Genomic DNA, 22,457 nt, shown 5'->3' on the forward strand with positions numbered 1-22,457 from the left:
TCATGGCTGATCCTTCCTCCGCTGTCTGAGACGCAGTGCGCCGTTCATGAGGCCGGGCCGGAGTTGGCGGGCCCTTAACGCCGGCTTGGCGGGCCGCCGGCCGGTGGGGGCGGTCCGACCAGTCGTCGTCGGGTCCCGCAGGCGTGTCCGCCAAGTCGGCGCCAAGTGTTCGCCAGGTGTCGTCCCCGAGAGTTGCCAAACACGAGAGCGAGCCGGCCGTCCGTCGCCGGCACCGGGGGCGGCCCACCAATGGGGCGGCCCCATCCCGAACAGGCCGCCAGCCGCGCGGCCGGAGGAGATCATGGCCACCACGACCCGTCCCGAACCGAACCTCATCGGCTTCCGGATCAACCACCGCACCATGCGATCTGACACGCGCCGGCTGGCCGAGCTGCTCAGCCGCGTCGCTGCCGGACAGATCGCGTACGACCGCCGCCGCGCGGCGGCCCTGCGGACGTATCTGCGGCTGCTCTGTGACGGCATCCATCACCACCACAAGATGGAGGACGAGGTCCTCTGGCCGGTGCTGCGACGTTCGGCGGGCGCGGAGATCGATCTGCGGGAGCTCAGTGACGACCACGCCGCACTCGATCCGGTCCTGGACGAGGTACGACTGGGGGCGGACGAGCTGATCGAAGCGTTCGCCGAGGGCTCGTCAGAGGCGGGCCGGGTACGCACCGTCGCGGGGCGACTCGCCGCGGCCCTGGCTCAGCTGCGCGATGTCCTCGACGAGCACATCGAGGAGGAGGAGCGGCTGATCTTCCCGGTGATCCGGCGCTACGTCAGCGTGGCCGACTGGAACACCGTGGAGCGCGCGGTCCGCAGGGGCGGTGCGCTGCGCTTCGAACTGCCCAGGATCGAGCGGTACGCCCGCCCGGAGGAACTGGACGAGCTGAGGAAGATCGCCGGACCCGTGCTGCGGCTGATGCTCACCGCGCTGCGACCGGGCTTCCGCCGCCGGGAGGCGACGGTCTTCGGCGGGTGACACGTCCGAGCGGCGGTGACCCGGTTCAACACACCGCCGCCGGCACGTACGCCGACTCGTCGCTCCACGGCACGGCGCCGACCCTGCGGGCCAGCCGGAGCCCGGCGTCGCGGTGCGCGGCGGCGGCCGGTTCGCCGAGCGCGGCGGCGAGCTCGGCGAGGGTCTGGTCCACCGGGCCGAGCGAGATCGACCCGCACTCCAGGCCGGCGAACCGCCCGGCCCACGGCAGCAGCTCGCGGTAGCAGCGCCGCGCGGCCGGGCGGTCGCCGAGCCGCGCCGCGACCTGCCCGCGCAGCGTCATCCAGTACAGCCACAGGTAGTCGGGGCGGATCGGGGTCTCCGGCCGCCAGACGGCCCGGGCCGCCTCCCGGTCGCCGCAGGAGAGCAGCGCGTGGGCCAGCACGTCGTGCGTGTCATCCGGCACGCGTGCATGCACCTGCCGGATCTCCTCGACCACCTCGTGCCCGCGCCCGACGGCGCTCAGCACGGTGAACCGGCCCATCAGCCCCATCGCCGCCGCGTTGGGACCACCGATACGGCTCATCCGATCGCTGATCTCCGCGTACCGGCGGGCCGCCTCATCGAGATCACCGGCGAAGAGAGCGCGCAGGCCCGTGAACCACCCCATGACGGCGAGGATCAGGCCCAGCTGACCGGTCGTGGCCTGCTCGATCGCCCGGTCGACGTGGTGACGTGCCCGGTCGAAGTCGGCCTCGGCGAGCGCGGCCTGGTAGAGGATGTGGTGGGCCTCGCACTGGTACGCGGTGAGCCCGGCGGCCTCGGCGACCGCCAGCAGCTCCCGCCCGACATCGGGCAGTTCGGCGCGGTGCGCGGGGGCGACGGTGACGAAGTAGCGGGCGTTGAGCGCGCGGCAGAGCACCGTCGGATCGTCCTGCCGCCGGGCCAGCGCGAGGGCTTCCCGGGTGACCTCGTCGGCGCGCCGCAGGTCGGCGCCCTCGATCTCGAAGGCGAGCGTGCTCAGCAGCCGGGACCGCAGCGCCGCGCGGTCGTCGCCCACCCGGGACAGCTCCTGCTGGAGCAGCCGGACCAACGGCTCGTCGACGGCGCGGTCGGGCCGGATGGTCCAGGTCACCGGGGCGTCGAAGCAGGTCAGTGCGGAGTGGACGGCCCGCGGGTCGTCGATCCCGGTGGACAGCCGCACCGCCTCGGCGCGTGCGGCGCGGGCGCCCAGCACGTCACCGGCGAGTGCGCTCGCGGTGGCCAGATCGCAGAGCACGTCGAGACGTACGCGGGCGGGAACCGCCGGGGCGAGGTCGGCCGCGCGCAGCGCGCCGGTCCAGTACGCGGCAGCCTCCCGAGGCGCGCCGAGGTCACCGGCGCGGCGGGCGGCGGCGGCCAGGTGCCCGATCGCGTCCTGGGCGGTGGCCGGGGTGAGGGCGGCGAGGGCGTGCCGCCCCAGCACCGCCACGTCATCGACGCGCTGCTCCCGCAGCACGGTGAGGATCCGGCTGTGCATCCGGGTACGTCGCAGCAGCGGGACGCTGTAATAGAGCGCGTCCCGCATCAGGGCGTGCGCGAACCGGATCCGTCCCGGCTCGGGTTCGACGAGCAGGCCCGCGGTCACCCCGGCCTCCAGGGCGTCGAGGACCGGCTCCTCGGGGCCGCCGTCGACGGCGATCAGGATGTCGACCTCGGCGTCGGAGCCCAGGACGGCGGCGTGCCGCAGCACCGTCCGGGTGGTGGCCGGCAGCCGTGCCAGCCGCCGGGTCAGCACGTGACCCAGCGCGGCGGGAATGCCGTCGAGCGCTGACCCGGGGCCTTCGGCCGCGATCAGCTTGGCCAGCTCGATGGTGAAAAGCGGATTGCCCGCCGAGCGTTCCCGCACGGTGCGCAGCAGTTCGGTGTCGGTGGTGTCGACGTCATGGCGACGCAGCAGCTCGGTGACGGCCGCGTCGTCGAGGCCGCCGAGGTGCAGTTCCACCGCCGGTACGCCGGTGAGCGCGGCCCGGGCCACCACGACGTCGTCGGTCACCTCGTCGGGGCGGAAGGTCGCCACCACCAGGACGGGCGCCTCAGCCAGGGCGGCCGTGAGGTGGCGCAGGATGCGCAGGGTCTCACCGTCGGCCCGGTGGATGTCCTCGATCACGACGAGCAGCGGGCCGTGGCCGGCCAGCCGGGACAGGTAGGCGCCCAGCGCCTGGCGCAGGTGGAACTCGTCGTACTGCCCGCGGGAGTCGGCGGGCGTTGCGGTGCCGGTGCCCAGGAGGAGATGCAGGCCGCGGGACTCCGGCTCGTCGAGCGGGAGCCGCCCGCGGGCGGCGGTGACCACCTCGTGCCATGCCCACGCCGGCGGTGCGCCATCCACCGGCGGGCAGGTGCCGATCGCCGTGGTCCACCCGTCCCGGGCGAGGGAGCCAGCGAGGTGCCGGGCCAGCGTCGACTTCCCGCCCCCCGCTTCGGCCCCGACCCAGCAGATGCCGAGGCCGGCTGCGGTGGCGCGGTCGGCCGCCGAGCGCATCCGGGCCAACTCGGTCGCGCGGCCGAGCATCGACGGCGCCGCGGCCGGTCGATCGGGTACGACGGCCGGCGGATCGGCCCGCCCGGCCACGGCCGAGGGCCGGGCGACCCGGGAGGCGGGCGGCCCCAGGCGAGGGTTCTGCCGAAGCAGATCGGTCTCCAGGCTCCGCAGCTCGGGGCCGGGTTCGATGCCCAACTGTTCACGCAGCGCGGCGCGCACCGATCGCAGCACGGCGAGGGCATCGGCCTGCCGTCCGAGGCGGTACAGCGCGACCGCGAGCAGCATCGCGGCCTGCTCCCGCAGCGGGTGGTCCCGGACGTGCGGATCGAGGTCGAGGATCACCTCGTCCGCACGGTCCAGGTCGAGCAGCAGCTTGGCGCGCTGTTCGACGGCGGTCAGCCGGAGCCGGACCAGCCGTTCGCGGTCCCGGTCCGCCCACGGTTCCCCGGCGAACTCGGCGTACGGGGTGGCCGCGCCCCAGCGGGTGAGGACCTCGTCCAGCCCGGCCAGCGCCGCCCGCGGCTGCGTCTCGGTGCCCCGCGTCGCCGTCCGCAGCGCCGCTTCGAACCGCCAGGCGTCCACGTCCGTCGCCGACAGCCGCAGGGCGTAGCCCGGGGCCGCCGTGACGAGGATCCGGGCGGGACGGCGGGGCGGACGATCCGGCTCCAGCGCCCGGCGCAGGTTCGACACGTACACCTGGAGGGCGGCCTGGGCGCGCGGCGGCGGGTCGCCCGACCAGAGGTCCTCGATGAGCCGGTCGACCGACACCACATGGCCGCCGCCGGCGACGAGCCTCGCCAGCACCGCACGCTGCCGCGGCGCCCCGAGGTCGATCGGGGTGCCGTTCCGCATCGCCCACACGGGGCCGAGCACACCGACCGTCGTCACGCTGCCACCGTAGTGAGCCGAAGCCGCCGTGGAGATCCGTAATCCGACAGTTCCTTGATCACGCTTTGGCCGCACCCTCCCTCGGACGGGGGAGGCGCTCCCTCTCTCGGGAGAGGTCGGCGTGGTCGGATCGGCGGCACGCTGGACGCCATGACAGTAACCCGGAACCACGAGAAGACCGCTGCGCCGAAGGCCCCCTTCGCCTGGGCGGCGCCAGCGGTCCTGGTGTGGGCGGTCGGCTACGGCGCGGTACGCGTCTACTGGGCGGTCGCGGGTGCTCCCTCCTTCCCGCCGATCGGTTCGGACCTCATCGGCTTCACGGGCTGGGCTGCCGTGCTCCTCTGTGCCGCCGGCGCCGTGGCGGCGCTCCTGTTGAGGGCGGCGGACGGCTGGCGCTGGCCGCTGGCGATCGCCGCCTGGGCGGTCAGTGCCGCGCTGGTGGCGGCCTGCCCGATCCTGCTCCTGGACGCGGTCGGACTGCTGATCCCCGGCCTGGGGCTGCCGTTCCACCTCGGTGCGTTCCTGAGCCGGGCCGGCTGCTTCGCCGGGGCGGCGCTGCTGGCCGCCGCCGCGCTGTCGTACCAGCGCCGGTGGCGCGGGGACTGCCCGCCGTGCAGCCGTACGGGTGCCACCGGCCGGACCGATGACGGGAGCCGAGCGGCGGGGACCCCCTGGTGGGCCTGGTGGGGCGCATACCTGGCGGTGGCCGGATGCCTGGTCCGGCTGCTCGCACAGGTCGCGGTCGGCTGGACCGACAACCCGTTGAACGGGGGCCCCTCCATGCTGGTCTTCGAGGTCGGATTCCTGCTGGCCGGGGTGGTGCTGCCGCTGGCCCTCGTGCACTCCTGGGGGCGAAGCTTCCCCCGCTGGGTGCCGCTGCTCGCCGGGCACCGGGTGCCGCGCTGGCTGCCGTTGGGGCCCGGGTACGCGATCGCCGGGGGGCTGATCGTGTACTTCGGCGTCGGCATGGTGCAACTCGCCATCGAGACGGCGACGGGCACCTGGGATCCCGGCGACGGCTCGCTGCCGCTGGCGTTCTTCTGGGTCGCGATGCCCGCGTACTGGGTGTGGGGCGGCGGGCTCGGGGCCGCCGCCCTCGCCTACCACCGCGCCACCCGCCCGCCGTGCCGGGCCTGCGGTCGCTGACCGCACAGGGCATCACCCGAAACGGACGTGTGCGTATGGATACAGTGACGCGGTGCGGAGGGACCTCGCCCGGCACCGGTTGTCACGCCTGGTGGTGTGGACCGGCGACGATGGTCCCGTCCCGGCTCCCGCCGGCGTTGTCGGTGTGGAGTACCGGGGCCGGCTGGGCCACGCATCCTCGTACGGCCTGCTCATGGCCCGCGCCTCGGACTCGCCCGGCGTCCGGCTCGACCTCGGGCCGGCATCCGTCGCCCTTCGGTGCCGTGCGATGAGGTCACGCTCGGGCTGGCCGATCCCGAGTACCGAACGGCGTTGCACGCCGCTGGTCATGATCTCCCCGTCGGGCTGGTCGTCACGGGCGCAGGCGAGGGAAAGCTCGGCTCGTCAATCGTGGTGTTCACCCGCCTTGTCGCGATCCTCTCCGTACTGGTGGCCGTCGGTCCCGAGTCGGTTGATGCCGCGCGGGTCTGGACGATCTGGGACGAGGCCTGGCCGGGCCGACCCTGATTGTTCGCGACCATCAGGACCGGCGCCTCAAGCCGATAAAGGGGGCGGCGGCGCGGTGGTTAGGCTGTACGGATGCAGGAGGCGGTGTCCCGGAGCGACCTCGATGGCTGACGCGGACGACATCCGTCGCCTGGCGCGGGCGCTGCCTCACGTGGTCGAGATCGACAGTGACGGCTTCGACTTCCGGGTCGCCGACAAGGGGTTCGTCTGGTCCTACCCCGAGCGCAGGCCCGGCGCGCCGCGCCGCATCCGGACCGACATCGCCGTCCTGTACGTGGGCGACGAAGCGGAGAAGCAGGCGCTGCTCCTGGGCGAGCCGGAGGTCTTCTTCACCACGCCCGCATATGACGGGTTGCCCCTGGTCATGCTGCGGATGGAGCAGGTGAGCGTCGATCGGCTGAAGGAGCTCGTCACCGACGCGTGGCGCATGCGCGCCCCGGACTCGCTCGCCGGTGATTTCGAGGACGGCGGCGGTGACCCGTCAGCCTGAGCGTCGGCCGGGCCGTGTCGGACTCGGTACCGCCGCCACCTGGCCCGCTGACCGAGCAGCGATCCGTGCTGCTAACCGCCCGGGGTAGGGGGCACCGCAAAGGGATCCGCCGGAAGGAAGCAGCCATAGTCCTGCAGCGGCTGCGGATCGTCGACCACCACCTGTTGCAGCCAGCCGGCGGGTGACAGGCCGTCCGGCCGGTCGCTGACCCGGGTGCCGGGCAGGAGTCCACGAGCAGTGTCTCCATTCACGGCGTCGGCGGCAAGCGCTCCGTCCCGATCGAGTATGGCGTGTACGGCGTCGTGGACGTCGGCCACCGCCTCGGCTGCCTCGGCGTCGGTCAGACCCGGGTGGCGGTCGCGCAGCGCCTGCCGTGCCGCGGCCAGGAATCGGTCCGGATCCATCACGACGACATCGCGCCGGGTCCGGATGCTGATCGTCATGCCCGCCCGCGGTGCCACGGCGCCCGTCATAGCGGGAGGGTAAACCCAAGGGGTTGCGCCGGTGAGCCGAGGAAGCGACGGCGCATCCACCTGGCCCGTCAGGCCACCGTCAGGTCAGCCGCAGATCGTGCTGTTCGAGGGCGGCCTCGATGATGTTCAGTGCCTTCGGGCCCATGCCGTGCAACCGGGCAAGCTCTGCGCGCGGCACACCCGCGAGCTGGCGCAGCGCCGTGTAGCCGGCGGCGTTCAGCGCCCGCGTCGCTGGTGCGCCGATCTTCGGCAAGGTGTCGAGGGGCGAATCCACCGCTCGATGCTAGACCGCCGATCGCATGCCGGATGCGCTTGGCGCGGCGGGGATCCGCCTGGCGAAGACCGGCACGCCGTCGACGTCGAGATGACGGTTCCGCACCCGCGGCCGACGCGCCGCCGGTGACCTCCGATTGAGGGTTCCCGGCGCCGACGAGCAGGGGACTCGCCGCAGAGCCTCAACCGACAGTTCAAGGATACGATTCATGGACATGGCATCGAGCACGCACACCCTGTCCGGAGACTTCGACCTGACGATGGATGAGCTGCGCGTCGTGGCGCGTTACGTGGTCCGGCACGCCGAGGACGTCCTGTCGGTCTTCGAGGAGGCTGTTCCCGATGATCCGCGCCCCCGGGCGGCGATCGAGGCCGCCTGGGCTTTCGTCAACGGCGCCAGGAGAACCAACGTGCAGCGCCTCACGTCCCTCGATGCTCATCGAGCCGCCCGGTCCGCACCCTCCGAAGCCGCGCGACTGGCCGCGAGATCTGCCGGTGACGCCGCCTCAGCCGCATACCTGCACCCCATCGCCCGGGCCAGCCAGGTCGGCCACATCCTGCGAGCCCCCGCCAGCGTCGCGCGCATCGGCGAGATGAGGGCGGGCGATGACCGCAGGACCGGGGATGCACTGCTGGAACGGTCGCGGCAGCGCGCCACACCGTTGCTCGTCGACGTGCTCCGCCGCTACCCGCCGGCGCCAGGCGGCAGTAGCCGCGTCGCCCAGCTGATGAGCGCACTGGACCGCTCGCTGCGTCAGGCGCCTGACACGTCGCCGGAGAACCCCGGACCGGGCCACGGCGACCCGCGTAGGGGAGAGCGCCGGTCATGATCCTCCCGAAGGTCCGGGACCCCCGCTTCGTGACGATCCGCCGTGGGGGGACTCTCACCGATGCCGATCACCATCGCCTCGCTCTCTGGGCCGCCTCGTGTGCGGAACACGTCCTCGGCCTCTTCGAATCGGCCCGGCCCGGCGACCCGCGACCCCGGCATGCGATCGAGCATGCCCGGGCCTGGGTCCGGGGCGAGGTCAAGATGATGCAGGCTCGCGCGGCGGGCGGCCACGCGATGGGTGCGGCCAGGAACCTGCGCGGGGCGGCACGGTACGCCGCGTACGCCGCCGGCCAGGCCGCGGTCGTCGCCCACGTGGCCGCGCACGAGCTCGGCGCGGCCGCCTACGCGATCAAAGCGGTACGTGCCGCGGCACCGGACGGCCAGAGCGAGGCCGCAGGGCGACTCGAATGCCAGTGGCAGCGCGATCAGCTCCCGGAGGCGATCCGCGAGCTCGTACTCGATGACCAGAGGTTGCGCAACGACATCTGCTGGTCGGTGTTCGACTGCTGAAGCCGACCCTGCCCGGCCACCTGTGGAGACGCGGCCGTGGAGTGCCCTCCGATCGGCATGATCGAGGGCACTCTCTTCGGCTACGTCAGGGTTTCCGCACCGGGGTGTTCACCGTCGTCGCCGGTATCCGGCCGGTCCTGACGTTCGTTCCCGCCCGGTCATGAGCGACCGTGCGCGGACCGCCGCGTGACGCAGCCCGGGGCAGGGCCACCTCGCCTCTCGGCCCGGCTCGGGTCCACGGCGGCGGCTCGCCCCAGGACGCACGGCGAGTCCCGGTGCGTGCGGTTCACCGGAATATCGCACCTGGGTGAGCAGCCGTTCGGGACGCAGGACCACCGGGTCGACGAGGAGGGGAGAGGAGTTGCCGGAGTAGCTCGCACGGATCGGGCCCAGGCACCGGACCGGGCCGCGATCGTGAACGGTGATGGTGCCGGTGCGGTCGCAGGAAACGCAGGCGACCGGGTGTACGCAGCGGACTGCGGGCAGGGGAAGGCGCGTGCGCCGAAGACTCCAGGACAGGGCGATATGAGGACGCGTAGACATGACCGATCTCTCTGAAGACCTGACGAAAGGCATGGGAAACGAGCCGACGGCGACGTCGGCGACCGATGCACGGCGAAGGTGTCAGGTCTAGAGAGCAGGCGGGGTCACGCGGGGTGAAGTCCTCTCGTGAATGGGGCGGACCGGAAGATCCCGTTACACGGTAGGGCGGGACGGGCCGGCGAGGCCACGCCTTTTCGCACTCGCCCCAGACGCCACCGCGGCAGGGCGCCGGGCCCGTCGACGGGGACCAGGGTCTGGCCGTACGGCGGTCGTGCGTGCGGGCGCGCGCAGGTCAGATCCCGGGCCGGCTTCGCGAGGGGTCGGCGGGTCCACCACCCCCGAAGCCGAAGTGAGTTAACGATTTCCCGCCGGTGTCGACTTCGGCCGGCCGCGCCGACACCCGCGCTCATCAGGCGATACACCAGCACGCCGGCGCGCGGGGTCGCGCCCGGCAGGGAAAGGCATCGACGGATCGGTCTTGATTCGGAAATCGATTGCTGGAACAGTGGCGCCATGAAGGTTGCGGCCGTCCTCGGCGTCGACATCGGCACATCGAGCAGCAAGGGTGTCCTCGTCGACGCCGACGGCCGGGTCCTCCGCTCGGCGACCCGCACGCACGAGGTGAGCCGCCCCCGACCGGGCTGGGTGGAGATGGACGCGGACGTCTGGTGGCAGGAGTTCGTCGCGCTCAGCCGTGAACTCCTCGCACCGGGCGACGCCGACGTCGTCGCCGTCGGGGTGAGCGGCATGGGCCCGTGTGTGCTGCTCACGGACGCCGCGAACGCTCCGCTGCGCCCGGCCGTCCTCTACGGCGTCGACACCCGCTCGACCCAGCAGATCGCCCGTCTCACCGAGCGGTTCGGCGCGGAGGAGATCCTCCGGCGGTGCGGCTCGGCCCTGTCCAGCCAGGCGGCGGGCGCCAAGGTGGCCTGGGTGGCCGACAACGAACCGGAGCTCTTCGCCCGGGCCCGGCACCTGTTCATGCCCAGTTCGTGGCTCGCCTGGAAGCTCACCGACCGCTACGTCCTCGACCACCACTCGGCGAGCCAGTGCACACCTCTGTACGACACCGAGGGCCAGGACTGGTACGCGCCGTGGGCCACGCAGATCGCACCCGATCTGGTCCTGCCGCCGCTGCGCTGGCCCGGCGAGGTGGCCGGGACGCTGACCTCGCGAGCGGCGGCGGAGGCCGGCCTGGCGGCGGGCGTACCGGTCGTCACGGGCACCATCGACGCCTGGTCGGAGGCGATCAGCGTGGGCGCCCACGGCGTCGGCGACCTAATGCTGATGTACGGCACCACGATGTTCCTCGTCCACACGGTTACCGCCCGCCTCACGAACCCGTCGCTGTGGGGCACCGTCGGCGCACTGCCCGGGACGCGGAACCTCGCCGGCGGCCTGGCCACCTCGGGCGCGATCACGGCGTGGCTGCGCGAGCTGTTCGGCTCACCGGACTATCCCGAGCTGCTCCGGCTGGCCGAGGCCTCCGGTCCGGGGGCGAAGGGGCTGCTCGTGCTCCCGTACTTCGCGGGCGAGCGCACCCCCATCCTGGATCCGCGGGCGCGTGGGGTCGTCGCCGGCCTCACCGTCTCGCACAGCCGCGGTGACCTGTACCGCGCCGCGCTCGAGGCGACCGCTCTCGGCGTGCGACACAACATCGAGACGATCGAGGCGAGCGGCGGTGACATCCAGCGGATCGTGGCGGTTGGCGGCGGCACCCAGGGCGGGCTGTGGACCCAGATCGTCTCGGACGTCACCGGGCGTGCCCAGGTCATCCCGTCGCAGACCATCGGCGCGAGCTACGGGGCGGCGTTCCTCGCCGCGCGGACCGGGTGGCCCGTCTCGATCGAGGCGTGGAACCCCGTCAAGGAGATCCGGCAGCCCCGGGCCGAGCTGGCCGCCGACTACGACGAGCTCTACGGGCTGTACCGGGAGCTGTACACGAGTTCCAAGCGGGTCGCGCACGCGCTCGCCGCACGTCAGGACCGTCTTTTGGCCGCCGGCCCGCCGGCGGTCAGCGACACCCCACGCACCGAAGGAGTCGCCCCATGACCAGTTACCCGCTGCCCGTGCTGGCCGAGCCGCCCGCCGCGGCGCCCGGCACCGTCTACACAGTGGCCAGTGGCGATCTCCGGCCCAGCGCGAACGTCACGTGCTGGCCCACCCAGCAGCAGCTGGAGGCCGACCTCGCGGCCGCGGTCAACGCGCTCGGCTGGAAGGTCGAGCGTGGCCACGGGTTCGACCCGGACAAGGGCCATGGTTTCATCGACAGCCAGCGGGCCGGCATCGAGGTCTTCAAGCGCATCCCGGCCGACGCGCCGCTCATCGTGGTCGAGGCGGTCTGGCAGTACAGCCACCATGTCCTGGCCGGGCTGCGCAGCCACCAGGGACCGATCCTGATCGTCGCCAACTGGAGCGGCGAGTTCCCGGGCCTGGTCGGCCTGCTCAACCTCACCGCGAGCCTCACCAAGGCGGACGTGCGGCACTCCGCGCTGTGGAGCCGGGACTTCACCGACGACTGGGCGGTCGACGGGCTGCGCACCTGGCTGGAGACCGGCGAGCTGCGCCACGACACCGGTCACGTCCGCGATCTGCCCGCCCTGCCGGACGACGCGGAGGTCGAACTCGGTCGCGCCCTGGCCGCGCAACTGTCCCGGGAGAAGGCCATCATCGGCGTCTTCGACGAGGGCTGCATGGGGATGTACAACGCGATCTTCGACGACGAGCTGATCAACCCGCTGGGCATCTACAAGGAACGGCTGTCGCAGAGCGCGCTGGTCGCCGAGATGGCACGGGTCCCCGACGAGGAGGCCCACGCGGTCCGCCGCTGGCTGGACGAGGCCGGGATGACCTTCCACACCGGCACCGATGAGGCGACCGAGCTCACCGACGCTCAGCTGACCAGCCAGTTCAAGATGTACATCGCCGCCCTGCGCATCGCCGACGACTTCGGCCTGGACGCGGTCGGCATCCAGTACCAGCAGGGGCTGAAGGACACCGTCCCGGCCAGCGACCTGGCCGAGGGGCTGCTCAACAACGTCCAGCGGCCACCGGTGCGCAGCCGCGACGGCAGCCGCGAACTCTACGCGGGCGCACCGCTGCCGCACTTCAACGAGGTCGACGAGGGGGTGGCCGTCGACTCGCTGGTCACCAACCGCATCTGGACCGCCATGGGCCTCGACCCGGCCACGACCCTGCACGACATCCGGTGGGGGGAGACCTACGGCGACGACTTCGTCTGGGTGTTCGAGATCTCCGGCTCGGTGCCGGCGTCCCACAACGGCGGGTACGACAAGTCGTACAGCATGCGGCAGCCGCCGATGTTCTTCCCGCTCGGCGGCGGCACGCTGAGCGGGGTCTCCAAGCCCGGCGAGATCGTGTGGTCCCGGGTGTTCATCATGGACGGCGGGCTGCACGTCGACCTCGGTCGCGCGACCGTCGTCGAGCTTCCGGCGGAGGAGACCCGGCGCCGGCTGCAGGCCACGAATCCGCAGTGGCCGATCATGCATGCCGTGCTGCACGGGGTCGGCCGCGACCAGCTGATGGCCCGCCACAAGGCCAACCATCTGAACGTCGCCTACGCGCCGGACGCGGAGGTCGCCGACCGGGCATTGCGGGTGAAGGCCGCCCTGTTCGCCGAACTCGGCGTCCAGGTGCACCTCTGCGGCGACGTCAACCTCTGAGTACGCGCCCCGGAGGCCCGGCCAGTCGGGTCTCCGGGCCGGAGTGCGGCCACCCCTCCGGCCGAGGCGCCGGGGTGATGACGAGGGGCCGGGAAGCCTGCGACAGGCTCCCCGGCCCCTCGTACCGGCGAACGGTCAGCTCGGGCGCGTGGAGCTGTCGCGCACCTGGAGCCCGGTGCTGAGCGTGACGGTCGACGGCAGCCGCGACGGGTTGGCGATCCGCTCGGTGAGCAGCCCGGCGGCGGCGCGTCCGAGGTCGTACGTCGGCTGGGAGACGGTGCTCAGCGACGGCCGGACCAGGTGTGCCCACGGAATGTCGTCGAATCCGACGACCCCGACCTCGTCCGGCACCCGGATGCCACGGTCGACGAGGCACTCGACGGCGCCCACGGTCATCAGGTTGTTCGTGGCGAAGACGCTGTCGGGCGGGTTGTCGCTGTCGAGCAGCGAGGCCATGGCCCGGTAGCCGCCCTCCTCGCGGAAGTCCGCATACCGCACGAGGGCGTCGGTCGCCTCCCGTCCGCGCGCCCGCAGCGCGCGCTGGTAGCCCCGGAGCCGCTGGGCGGCCGTGGAGATCCGGCGGGGGCCGGTGATGCAGGCGACACGCTGGTAGCCGTTGTCGAGCAGGTGTGTGGTCGCCAGCCCCGCCCCGTGCACGTTGTCGACGAGCACCGTGTCGATGGTGACGCCGCGCAGCTGACGGTCGATCGCTACGACCGGGATGCGGGCATCGAGAAGCCGGTTGATCACCGTTGAGCGGCCCGACGTGGAGATGATGACGCCGGCCATCCGTTCGGCGAGGACCGCCGCGATGTACCGGGACTCCTTCTCCGGGTCCTCGTCGGTGTTGCACAGGACCACGGAGTAGCCGGCGCTCTGCGCGACGTCCTCGACCCCACGCACCATCGAGGTGAAGAAGGGGTTGCCGATGTCGGAGATGATGACCGCCCAGAGGCTGGTCTGGCTCAGGCGCAGGTTGCGGGCGACCGCGTTGGGACGGTAGTCGAGGTCCTGCATGGCCTGGTGCACGCGCGCGGCCATGACCGGATCGACGGTGGTGCGGCCGTTCAGCACCCGCGAAACCGTCGCGGGCGAGACCTGAGCCTGCCGTGCCACGTCGTAGATCGTCGCCATTCGCCTCCATCCGGTGGATTCCTACGATGACAAGCCCGACAACGAGTGCCCGCATTCCGCACCCTCGCCGGTGCGGGGACTGGGCATCTTACGGGCGGAAAATGACGGAATAGTCACGGACCTCCCGGGCCGCCGCTCGTCACGAGCCGTGACGAGCGCCGACACGTTCAGCCGTCGAGCATCACCTGGAGGGCGTCCCCCCGACCGACCACGACCTCGGCGTCCAAGGTAACGAGCAGGCGCCCGTCCCGGCACGACCAGTCACGCACCGGCAGCGTGCGATTGCGCAGACGTACGGTCAACCGTGCCGGGGACCGCGTCACCGCCAGGGCGACGCTGGACACCCGGAGGCGGCCGTGCCGGACCTCGACCGTAGCGGTGACGTGCCGGCCGTGGCGCTCCTGCCGGAAGAGGCCCCACCCCTCGGCCGCGGTGAACGCGGCGGCGAATCTGTCGGGGCTGATCCGGGGCGCGAACCCGATGTGGCCGCGGGGGCCGTGGTACTCGAATCCGCAGGCCGCGAGGTAGACACCGTGGCTGGCCATGGCCCGGGCGTAGTGATCGCCGCACTCGATCTCGTTGTACGGGTTGCGCTTGCCGGCGGCGTACCGCTCGTGCACCGCCCGGGTGAGGGTGAGCCCCTCCTCGACCAGGCCCTCCTGGAGCATGTGCGCCGCGACCTGGTACTCCTGGCCCGTCCACACCTCGTTGAAGTACATGGCGGCCCAGCTCGCCGGATTCCCGGCTGCGGTGTCGGCGCCACCGTGCGGCCAACTGGTCATCAGCATGCCGTACTCGTGGTCCATCGCGAACCAGCGGCCGCCGGAGATGACGTTGCCCTCCCGGTAGGCGGCGTGGTCGGGCGTGAAGTTGTACCGGTAGAGGCTATCCAGGGCGCTGACGGCCTGCTCCGCCGGCACGACACGGGGGAGCCCGAGCTGACCGGCGAGGCTCTGCCCGAAGAGCTGGTCGATGTGACACCCCCGATTGCTGTTGATCACATCGGCGTGGGCCGGGTCGACCTGCTGGATGAAGTACTCGCCGTTGAAGAGTTCCGTGGACAGGTGGCGGCTGCCGGAATCGGCGAGGGCCCGGCACCGGTCGGCGAACTCGGCCTGGCCCACCTCGTCGGCCATCGCCGCGCCCGCTCGCAGCGCCGCGACGTACATTCCGGTGATCCAGGCGATCTGGCCGTACCAGGTGGTGTCGAGCGTGTTCGGCTGTGCGCCGTCGAGTGTGCCGTCCGGGCCCGCGTCGTGCTCCATGATCCATTCCAGCGCGCGCCGTAGCCGGGACCAGTTCACCCGCAGGTAGGTGTCGTCGGGCGCGGTCAGGTGTTCCCGGTAGCAGCGCAGGATCGTGCCGCACTGACCGTCGGTGGCCCAGCCCATGTCGGCCTCGGCGCGGTTGCCGATCTCGCCGGTCTCCGGGTGGAATCCGATGCCGAGGTCCACCCTGCTGCGGGTGTCGCGTTCCAGCTGCGGGAAGAGCCGGGCGATCGACTGGGCGTAGTTCCACACGTGCTCGCAGGTGCCCGCGCAGCAGTACACCCCCTCCCACCCGTAGAAGCGTCCGTCGTCGAACAGGTAGCAGGTGTTGGTGGCGAGCGTCGACGCGGGAGCCAGGGTGCGCTCCAGGAACCAGTGCGGCAGGGTGGCGTCCGCGTACCAGGTCTTCACCCAGGCGCGGGTGTCGGCCTCCAGCCGGTCGAGGTCGTGGGCGACGTGTTCCACCACCGCGCGGGCGTCGGCGAACCGGGTCGCGTAGTGCCGGCGCAGGCTGTCCGAGCCGCGCAGGAAGCCGAGCGACACGCGGTCCGGCACGGGGAAGTGCCAGCCCAGCACGAATCGCACGGTGCGGCTCTGCCCGGGCGCGAGGCGGACCCCGACGCTCACCGATCCGGCCTGCGCGGCCGGCGAGCCGTCGACCTCCGTGGGACCGGCATCGGCCGCGAACACCTCGTCGAGGCTGTCCCATCCGGCCAGCGACGGACGCGCCACCGCCCGGCCGTCGAGCGCGGCGAGGACGAGCGTGCCGTTGTCGGGCACCTGGTCCAGCGGCCGGGTGTCCGTCGGCACGTCGCTGAACACGATGCGGTCGACGTTGACGTGCCCCCATCCGCCGGTGTCCGCGTCCACGATCTCGATGACCGCCGTGCGGCCCTGGTACGCCGACGCGTTCATCGTCGCCACGCTGACCGGCTCCGCGTCGCGGCCGGCCACGCTGGCCACCACGGCGCCGTCCACCAGGAGGTTCACGCACGTGCTGCCGCGGTGGCTCCCGCCGCCCACGGCGACATTGACGTAGCGGCGCGCGACGGTGAACGGCCGGCTGGTCAACCTGCCGGTGGCGGCGTCGGCCCGTCCCGAGTCACCGCCGGAGCCGCGGAAGTCGTGCGACGTCACGAACCGCTGCCCCGATGCGCCGAGGTCGCCGAAGCGCTTCATGTAGTCCGGCACCTCGGAGGCCAGCACCGGGCCGGCGCCGAAGGCCGTGCCCTCGACGGTCCAGCCGTCGTAGGTGTCCCGCTCCCAGTCCTCGAACACGATCTCGGGTCGGGGTGCGACGTCGGTGAACACGATGCGGTCGCAGTTGACGTGGCCCCAGGCCCCGGTGTGGGCGTCGACGATCTCGATGACCGCGGACTTACCCTCGTATGCGGAGACGTCCAGGTAGACGGTGTGCATCGCCTCGGCGTTGCGGCCGGTCGCCGTGGCGACCACCGCGCCGTCGACGAGCAGGTTGACGCAGGTCTGGCCGGGATGGTTGCCGCCGCCGACCGACAGCCGGACCGACTTGCGCTGGACCGTGAACGGGGCGCTGGTGAGCTTGCCGGTCGGCGCGTCGGCCCGGCCGATGTCGCCGTTGGCCCCGCGGAAGTCGTGCGAGGTGACGAGACGCTGTCCGGTCGCGTTGAGCGGCCCGCCGCCCTTCATGTACCCCGGTATGTCGGAGACCAGCACGGGGCCGGCGCCGAAGGCGGTGCCCTCGACGGTCCAGCCGTCGTAGGTGTCCCGCTCCCAGTCCTCGAAGACGACGTCGGGGCGGTCGGCCGGCTCGGTCTGCTCGGCGGCCGAGAACCGGACTCCGCGCAGCGACCGGTCGCCGAACGCCGCCGACCGCAGCGTGATCCCGCGCTGCGTCCTGGTGTCCAGGCAGACGGGGTTCTCGACGTAGCCGAGCAGGGTGGCGTCCACCGTGCGGTCCGACGTGTTGCGCAGCGTGTACACCAGCACGGTCGCCGGCAGCGTCGAGTCCGCGACCGACAGCGGTACGAACGGCGAGAACCCCTCCAGGGTCACCTCGACCGGAGCGTCGGTGGCCCGGTACCGGACCGTGCCGATGGGGTACTGCCCGGTGAACCGCACCTGATCGAAGCCGTCGGCGTCGAGGGCGCGGGTCTGGACCCGCCCGTCCGACCGGGTCCGCAGCGCGAAACCGTGCCGGACGGGCGAGGCGGGCCGGCGAGGGTTCGCGTACCCGACGTCGGTGGTGCCGGCCGCCGGCCGGTTGAAAATGTCCCAGTTCCACAGCCGCCCGTCACCGCCGAGGTACAGCTGGCCGGTGGCGCCGCCGCCGACCGGCATGCCGAGCCAGCGGAGGTCGGCGCCCTCGTAGCTGGTCGGCTCGCCCCGGCGGTACAGCGCCGTGGACCAGTCGGGTGGCAGCGCCTTGTCGACCGGTACGCCGATCAGCCGATCCTCGGGTACGCCGAGGGCGGCGGCGGCTTCGGCCCGGGAACCGGCGAGCACGGTGCCGGCGGCGACCCCGAGGGAGAGGGTGAGGAACTGGCGGCGGTTCGGGCCGCAGGCGTTGCCGCCGCAGCACTGGTCGTACGACTGGTCTGCCATGGGTGCTCCTGACGGTCAGGCCGGTGCGGCCGGGAGACGGTGCACAGGGCGGGGGTACGACGGCGCGAACGCGTCCGCCGGGCCGGGCCGGGCGGCGGCGCCGGCCGCGACGTCGGCGCCGTAGGCGGCGGCCCGTACCAGTGACTCGAGGTCCTCGGGTGGACAGGTGGCGCGGACGTTGAGCAGCACGGTGGCGTGGGCCACCGGCGGCCCGTCGGGCCCGGTGGGCTCGTGCCGCGGCGGATCACCGGCGGCCACGACGCTCATGCGGATCAGCCCGGCGGGGGACCGGACGGCGGCCTTGGCGTGACCGATGACGTCTCCCCGCCGGGCGCAGGCGGCGGAGAGCGATTCGAGGGCGACGTGCGCCCAGCGTCGCGCGGAGAACCCGCCGTCGGCCGAGACCTGCCAGACCTGGTTGAGCCAGCTCAGCCGCGCCTCCGCCGCGGCGTACCGGTCGTAGTCGACGTCCAGGTCCACGTCGCGGCCGCGCGGTGGCCCGCCGGTCCACCGCGCGACGAGCTCGTCGAGGTGCTCGCCGCGGCTCGCGCTGTAGCCGAGGACGTCCGCGCCGGGGTGGCCGCGCCGGAGCCGGTCGAGGAACACGCCGAACGCGGCGCCGGGCAGGGTGTCGGACTTGTTGACCGCGATGAGATCCGCCTCGGCGAGCTGACGGTCGAAGAGGTAGCCGAGGTCGCCGTCGAGCACGCCGACCCGCGCCGGATCGACGACCGTGGTGAGGGGAGCCAGCGTGAGGCGGTCGCCGTAGCGGGCCCGCAGGGGGCGGATGACCGTCGCCTGCAGGTCCGTGCAGCTGCCGACGGCCTCGGCCAGGATGGTGTCCGCACGTCCGGTGTCGAGCAGGTCCGTCACCAGGCCGGCGAGATCCTCGAAGCGGCAGCAGAAGCAGCCGTCGGTCACCTCGCCGACATCGGGCACCGCGTCCCGGGCCAGCTGGGTGTCGACCAGGTCGCTGCCCTGGTCGTTGGTGATGACCGCGACCCGGCCGCCGCGTGCGGTGAGCAGCCGTCCGGCGGCCAGCATGGTGGTGGTCTTGCCCGCGCCGAGGAATCCGGTGAGGACGACGAGTCGGGGCACGGCTGCCCCCTCCCAGCGCGCCGCACGAGCGCGGTGCGCTCTCGTGAACGAGAAATCGTTTGCTCAGTTCTGTTCGTGGACCATAGGAGTGGCGGGTGGGGCTGTCAACGCCGAAGTGCCGCCGACCTCGTGGTGAACATTCAAGGATTGACCGTCGTGCCACGGCTGCCTAACCTGATCGCAACTGCAGCGAGAAATCGATTCCTTGTCGCCGTACCTCACGATCCGCCCCACCCACCGATGTGGAAAGGCGATTCATGACACCCACCACCCGTGTACGACGTACCTTGCCCCGGCGGCTGCTCGGTGCCGCCGCCGCGGCGACGCTCATCGCCGGCTCGGCCGTCGTCGGTCTCACCGCACCGGCCTCGGCCTCCACCGGATCGACCACCAACGGCCCCGTCGGCTGGGACGTCTACCGCCGACTGGACCGGCTCCCGGAACTCACCGACGGATCCCGGGCCTACCAGTTCTCCAGCTTCGACCGCAGCGGCGGCAACGACGACGGCTTCTCCGGCCGCTACTCGTGCCTGCGCACCAGCGCCGAGGGCTGCGTCATCGCCGAGGCGACCGGCGCCGGCGAGATCGACTCCATCTGGTTCACCCGCGACGAGGGCAACGTCTCCGCCACGGGCACCATCAAGGTCGTCCTCGACGGGAAGACCGTGCTCGACGCCAAGCTCCAGGACGTCGTGGACGGCAGGCTCGGTGCTCCCTTCGTCTACCCGGTGGTCGCCAACGCGGCGCAGAGCTCCGGGGGCGTCTACATCAAGGCGCCCATGACGTACCGCAGCTCGATGCGCGTCACCACCGAGAAGAACCCGATCTTCTACCACGTCACCTACCGCAAGTTCACCACTCCGGACGGCGTCTCCACGTTCGACCCCACCGACCGGGCCGAGGACGTCATCGCGCAGCTCAAGGCCGCCGGCACACGCGACCCCAAGCCCGCCCAGCCGGGCGCCGCGACGGCCACGCGCACCTTCGCCGTCCCCGCGGGCGGCCGGACGACCCTCGCCAGTGGCGTGGGCCCCGGCACGATGACCGCGCTCCAGTTCAAGATCCCGCAGCTCGTCGGCGCGCCCGAACCGATCGCCGACGACGGCCGCGCCTTCGGCGCCGGTGGCGGCAGCGAGTTCAGCGTCGCCGTCGACCCGGCCAACACCGGCGTGCGGCTCACCCGCCGGCTCGACCCGCACATCGGGCACCAGCGGGCGCGGATCCTGGTCGACGGCGCACCGGTCGCCGAGTGGCCGGCCAACGACCCGGTGCCGTTCGGCACCTGGCTCGACCAGACCGTCGAGCTGCCGGCGAGCGCCACCTCCGGCAAGACGAAGCTGACCATCCGCAACGAGTTCGTCTCATCCGACCTCGACGTCAACGAGTTCACGTACTGGGTCGACAGCCTCGTCTCCGGCACGGCGAAGCGCACCGACACGGTCGACCTCGGCCCGGCGCACACCGACGCCGAGGCAGCGCACGGCTACCGGATCACCGCGCAGACCTGGCAGGGCAGCAACACCCTCTCCTACCCGGCCGACGACGAGCGCAAGGCGGCCGTCGCCGCGTCCGACGCGGTGCTGCGTGGCACCCGGCTGCGCATCTCGTTCGACGGGAGGACCACGGTGGACGCCCCGCTCGGCGAGTTCTTCGGCACCGGCCTGGGGCTGCACTCCGTCCGGTCCCTGATGTTCGGCGTCGACCCGGCGACCGCGACGCTGTCGGCCTGGTGGCCGATGCCCTACCGGTCGCGCTGGTCGATCGAGCTGCGCAACGGGTCCGACGTGGCGATCAAGCCCTCGGTGGCCACGGTGACCACGGCGGGGTCCGCCCGCTGGGCGGCGGCCCTGCGGCCGACCGGCGACAACGGCTACTTCCGGGCGACCGCGACCAGCGCCGACACCACGCCGGGAGCGGACCACCTCTTCCTCGATGTCGCGGGACGGGGGAAGTTCGTGGGCGTCACGCACACCATGGAGGGGCACATTCCCGCCGGCAACCAGCGCAACTACCTGGAGGGTGACGAGCGCGTCTACGTGGACGGTGCGCAGAGCCCGAGCATCCACGGCACCGGCACCGAGGACTTCTACGAGAGCGGCTGGTACTTCAACCACGGCACGTTCTCCGCGCCGATGAACGGCAACCCGGCCCACGAGGTCGCCGACTACGGCTGCCAGTACGACTGCACCGGGGCGTACCGGCTCACGCTCGCGGAGTCGGTGGCGTTCTCGACCGGACTGCGGTTCGGCATCGAGCACGGTCCGGGCGACCAGGACCCGGCCCGGTACGGCTCCACCGCGTACTGGTACGGCCAGGACACCCTCGGGCAGCGCTGGACGGACACCGTCGACGTGGGCGACACCGCCAGCGAGGCGGCCCACCAGTACGCCTCCGGCGGTGACCGGACCGAGCTCACGGCGACCTTCGAGGGCGACGACGGCGCACCCCGGCCGGTGACCGACGACGCCCGCGCCTCCAACGACCCGATCCGGTTCCGGGTGGCCCTCGACGAGGACAACGCGGGCGCGGTCCTGCGCCGGGTCGGCGACCAGTCGGCCGCGTACCAGTCGGTGGCCGTCCAGGTCGACGGGCGCGACGCCGGCACCTGGTCGCAGCCGCTGGCCAACACGTCGCACCGGTGGCTGGAGGACGAGTACCGCCTCCCGGCCGCGCTCACCCGGGACCGGGACGCGGTGACCGTCACCCTGACGCCGACCGCCGGCGCTCCGGCCTGGTCCGCGGCCCGGTACGCGGTGCTCAGCCTGGTCACCCCGTTCACCGACGACACGCCGCCGGGCGCCGTCAGCGGGCTCACCGCCACCAGCGGCACGACCAACGCCGTGACCCTGACCTGGCAGCCGGCCCGGGACGACGTCTACGCCCCCGGCTACGAGGTGTTCGCCTCCCGCCAGGCGGACTTCACGCCGGGGCCGGGCAACCGGGTCGGCACCACGACCCGCCCGAGCTTCGAGCACACGGGTCTGGGGCTGCGCGAGACCTGGTACTACCGGGTGCGCGCGGTGGACGCGGCCGGCAACGCGGGGCCGTACTCGCCGACCGCCTCGGCCAGCACCGGCGACACACTGCGGATCGAGGGCGAATCGCTCCTGCCCGCGGTCAGCGCCGACGCTCCGGCCGACCCGCAGGGCGACTGCTGCGGCATCCACTGGTCGCAGAGCGCGCAGCTGTGGTTCCACGCCAACGGGCCGAACCAGAGCGTCACCGTCAACTTCACCGTGCCCACCACCGGGACCTACGACCTGCGCCTCGTGCAGACGCTGGCCCGGGACTACGGCACCAACACGGTGGCGATCGACGGTGCCCGGATCGGGCCGGCCTTCGACGCGTACCACTCGCCGGAGGTGGTCGTGAGCGACCCGCTCGACTACGGCCGGCGAGAGCTGACGGCGGGCCGGCACACGCTCACCCTCACCGTGACCGGCAAGGCCGCCGCGTCGGTCGGCTACCTGGCCGGGCTCGACTACGTCGAGGCGCGGCTCGTCTCGTGACCGATCGGAGCCGCCGGGTCCTCGCCGGGCCCGGCGGCTCCGGCCCGACCCACAGC

The 22,457-nt window shown here is 72.5% G+C and carries 15 protein-coding genes; 9 read left to right on the forward strand and 6 right to left on the reverse strand.

The features are described from left to right. The first annotated feature begins 301 nt into the window (after positions 1-301). Positions 302-985 carry a hemerythrin domain-containing protein gene (locus tag ABZW14_RS14505; protein WP_355345315.1) on the forward strand — a complete coding sequence of 228 codons (684 nt, stop codon included), beginning with the start codon at positions 302-304 and terminating at the stop codon, positions 983-985. 25 nt (positions 986-1,010) lie between these two features. On the opposite strand, the gene ABZW14_RS14510 is transcribed toward ABZW14_RS14505, so the two are convergent. After that, the gene (locus ABZW14_RS14510) at positions 1,011-4,352 is read right to left on the reverse strand and encodes a BTAD domain-containing putative transcriptional regulator (protein ID WP_355345318.1); all 3,342 of its coding nucleotides are present in this window, start codon (positions 4,350-4,352) and stop codon (positions 1,011-1,013) included. Positions 4,353-4,502: 150 nt separating this feature from the next. Between ABZW14_RS14510 and ABZW14_RS14515 the strand changes: the two genes are divergently transcribed. The 3 genes from ABZW14_RS14515 to ABZW14_RS14525 all read left to right on the forward strand — a co-directional run bounded on the left by ABZW14_RS14515 (position 4,503) and on the right by ABZW14_RS14525 (position 6,495). Continuing rightward, complete coding sequence (locus tag ABZW14_RS14515) at positions 4,503-5,498, forward strand: hypothetical protein (protein WP_355345321.1); 996 nt, start codon at positions 4,503-4,505, stop codon at positions 5,496-5,498. A gap of 258 nt (positions 5,499-5,756) precedes the next feature. Further along, positions 5,757-6,005, forward strand: coding sequence for a hypothetical protein (locus tag ABZW14_RS14520; RefSeq protein ID WP_355345324.1), 249 nt, complete (start codon positions 5,757-5,759; stop codon positions 6,003-6,005). A gap of 103 nt (positions 6,006-6,108) precedes the next feature. Further along, positions 6,109-6,495, forward strand: coding sequence for a hypothetical protein (locus ABZW14_RS14525; RefSeq protein WP_355345327.1), 387 nt, complete (start codon positions 6,109-6,111; stop codon positions 6,493-6,495). Between the two features lie 71 nt (positions 6,496-6,566). Here the strand turns inward: ABZW14_RS14525 and ABZW14_RS14530 are convergent, their stop codons facing one another. Next, positions 6,567-6,968 (reverse strand): hypothetical protein, encoded by a 402-nt coding sequence (locus ABZW14_RS14530; RefSeq protein WP_355345330.1) that lies wholly within the window; start codon positions 6,966-6,968, stop codon positions 6,567-6,569. A 79-nt stretch (positions 6,969-7,047) separates the two neighbouring features. Beyond that, positions 7,048-7,242, reverse strand: coding sequence for a DNA-binding protein (locus tag ABZW14_RS14535; RefSeq protein ID WP_355345333.1), 195 nt, complete (start codon positions 7,240-7,242; stop codon positions 7,048-7,050). Positions 7,243-7,450: 208 nt separating this feature from the next. On the opposite strand from ABZW14_RS14535, the gene ABZW14_RS14540 reads away from it, so the two are divergent. The 4 genes from ABZW14_RS14540 (at position 7,451) to ABZW14_RS14555 (ending at position 12,809) form a co-directional block, all read left to right on the forward strand. Continuing rightward, entirely contained in the window at positions 7,451-8,071 is a 621-nt protein-coding gene (locus ABZW14_RS14540) for a putative immunity protein (RefSeq protein ID WP_355345336.1), read from the forward strand. Beyond that, positions 8,068-8,583, forward strand: coding sequence for a putative immunity protein (locus ABZW14_RS14545; protein ID WP_355345339.1), 516 nt, complete (start codon positions 8,068-8,070; stop codon positions 8,581-8,583). Before ABZW14_RS14540 ends, ABZW14_RS14545 begins: the two co-directional genes overlap by 4 nt. Positions 8,584-9,639: 1,056 nt before the next feature. Next, entirely contained in the window at positions 9,640-11,178 is a 1,539-nt protein-coding gene (locus ABZW14_RS14550) for an FGGY family carbohydrate kinase (RefSeq protein ID WP_355345342.1), read from the forward strand. Then, positions 11,175-12,809, forward strand: a complete 1,635-nt coding sequence (locus tag ABZW14_RS14555; RefSeq protein WP_355345345.1) for a fucose isomerase — start codon at positions 11,175-11,177, stop codon at positions 12,807-12,809. The genes ABZW14_RS14550 and ABZW14_RS14555 overlap by 4 nt, the downstream gene beginning before the upstream one ends. Positions 12,810-12,944: 135 nt before the next feature. On the opposite strand, the gene ABZW14_RS14560 is transcribed toward ABZW14_RS14555, so the two are convergent. The 3 genes from ABZW14_RS14560 to ABZW14_RS14570 form a co-directional block, all read right to left on the reverse strand. Beyond that, entirely contained in the window at positions 12,945-13,943 is a 999-nt protein-coding gene (locus ABZW14_RS14560) for a LacI family DNA-binding transcriptional regulator (RefSeq protein ID WP_355345348.1), read from the reverse strand. Positions 13,944-14,110: 167 nt separating this feature from the next. Continuing rightward, positions 14,111-17,794, reverse strand: a complete 3,684-nt coding sequence (locus ABZW14_RS14565) for a GH116 family glycosyl hydrolase (RefSeq protein ID WP_355345351.1) — start codon at positions 17,792-17,794, stop codon at positions 14,111-14,113. Between the two features lie 15 nt (positions 17,795-17,809). Beyond that, positions 17,810-18,892 carry a GTP-binding protein gene (locus tag ABZW14_RS14570; protein WP_355345354.1) on the reverse strand — a complete coding sequence of 361 codons (1,083 nt, stop codon included), beginning with the start codon at positions 18,890-18,892 and terminating at the stop codon, positions 17,810-17,812. 257 nt (positions 18,893-19,149) lie between these two features. Here ABZW14_RS14570 and ABZW14_RS14575 point away from each other — a divergent pair, with 257 nt between their 5' ends. Continuing rightward, entirely contained in the window at positions 19,150-22,401 is a 3,252-nt protein-coding gene (locus ABZW14_RS14575; RefSeq protein WP_355345357.1) for a DUF2961 domain-containing protein, read from the forward strand. Positions 22,402-22,457 lie beyond the last annotated feature (56 nt).

This window comes from Micromonospora sp. NPDC004551 (genome assembly GCF_040609975.1).
Taxonomy (GTDB): Bacteria; Actinomycetota; Actinomycetes; order Mycobacteriales; family Micromonosporaceae; genus Micromonospora.

Coding starts and splice junctions, on each gene's coding strand:
- ABZW14_RS14505 (WP_355345315.1), top strand. CDS start 302: ATGGCCACCACGACCCGTCCCGAACCGAACCTCATCGGCTTCCGGATC.
- ABZW14_RS14515 (WP_355345321.1), top strand. CDS start 4,503: ATGACAGTAACCCGGAACCACGAGAAGACCGCTGCGCCGAAGGCCCCC.
- ABZW14_RS14525 (WP_355345327.1), top strand. CDS start 6,109: ATGGCTGACGCGGACGACATCCGTCGCCTGGCGCGGGCGCTGCCTCAC.
- ABZW14_RS14530 (WP_355345330.1), bottom strand. CDS start 6,968: ATGACGGGCGCCGTGGCACCGCGGGCGGGCATGACGATCAGCATCCGG.
- ABZW14_RS14540 (WP_355345336.1), top strand. CDS start 7,451: ATGGACATGGCATCGAGCACGCACACCCTGTCCGGAGACTTCGACCTG.
- ABZW14_RS14545 (WP_355345339.1), top strand. CDS start 8,068: ATGATCCTCCCGAAGGTCCGGGACCCCCGCTTCGTGACGATCCGCCGT.
- ABZW14_RS14550 (WP_355345342.1), top strand. CDS start 9,640: ATGAAGGTTGCGGCCGTCCTCGGCGTCGACATCGGCACATCGAGCAGC.
- ABZW14_RS14555 (WP_355345345.1), top strand. CDS start 11,175: ATGACCAGTTACCCGCTGCCCGTGCTGGCCGAGCCGCCCGCCGCGGCG.
- ABZW14_RS14560 (WP_355345348.1), bottom strand. CDS start 13,943: ATGGCGACGATCTACGACGTGGCACGGCAGGCTCAGGTCTCGCCCGCG.
- ABZW14_RS14565 (WP_355345351.1), bottom strand. CDS start 17,794: ATGGCAGACCAGTCGTACGACCAGTGCTGCGGCGGCAACGCCTGCGGC.
- ABZW14_RS14575 (WP_355345357.1), top strand. CDS start 19,150: ATGACACCCACCACCCGTGTACGACGTACCTTGCCCCGGCGGCTGCTC.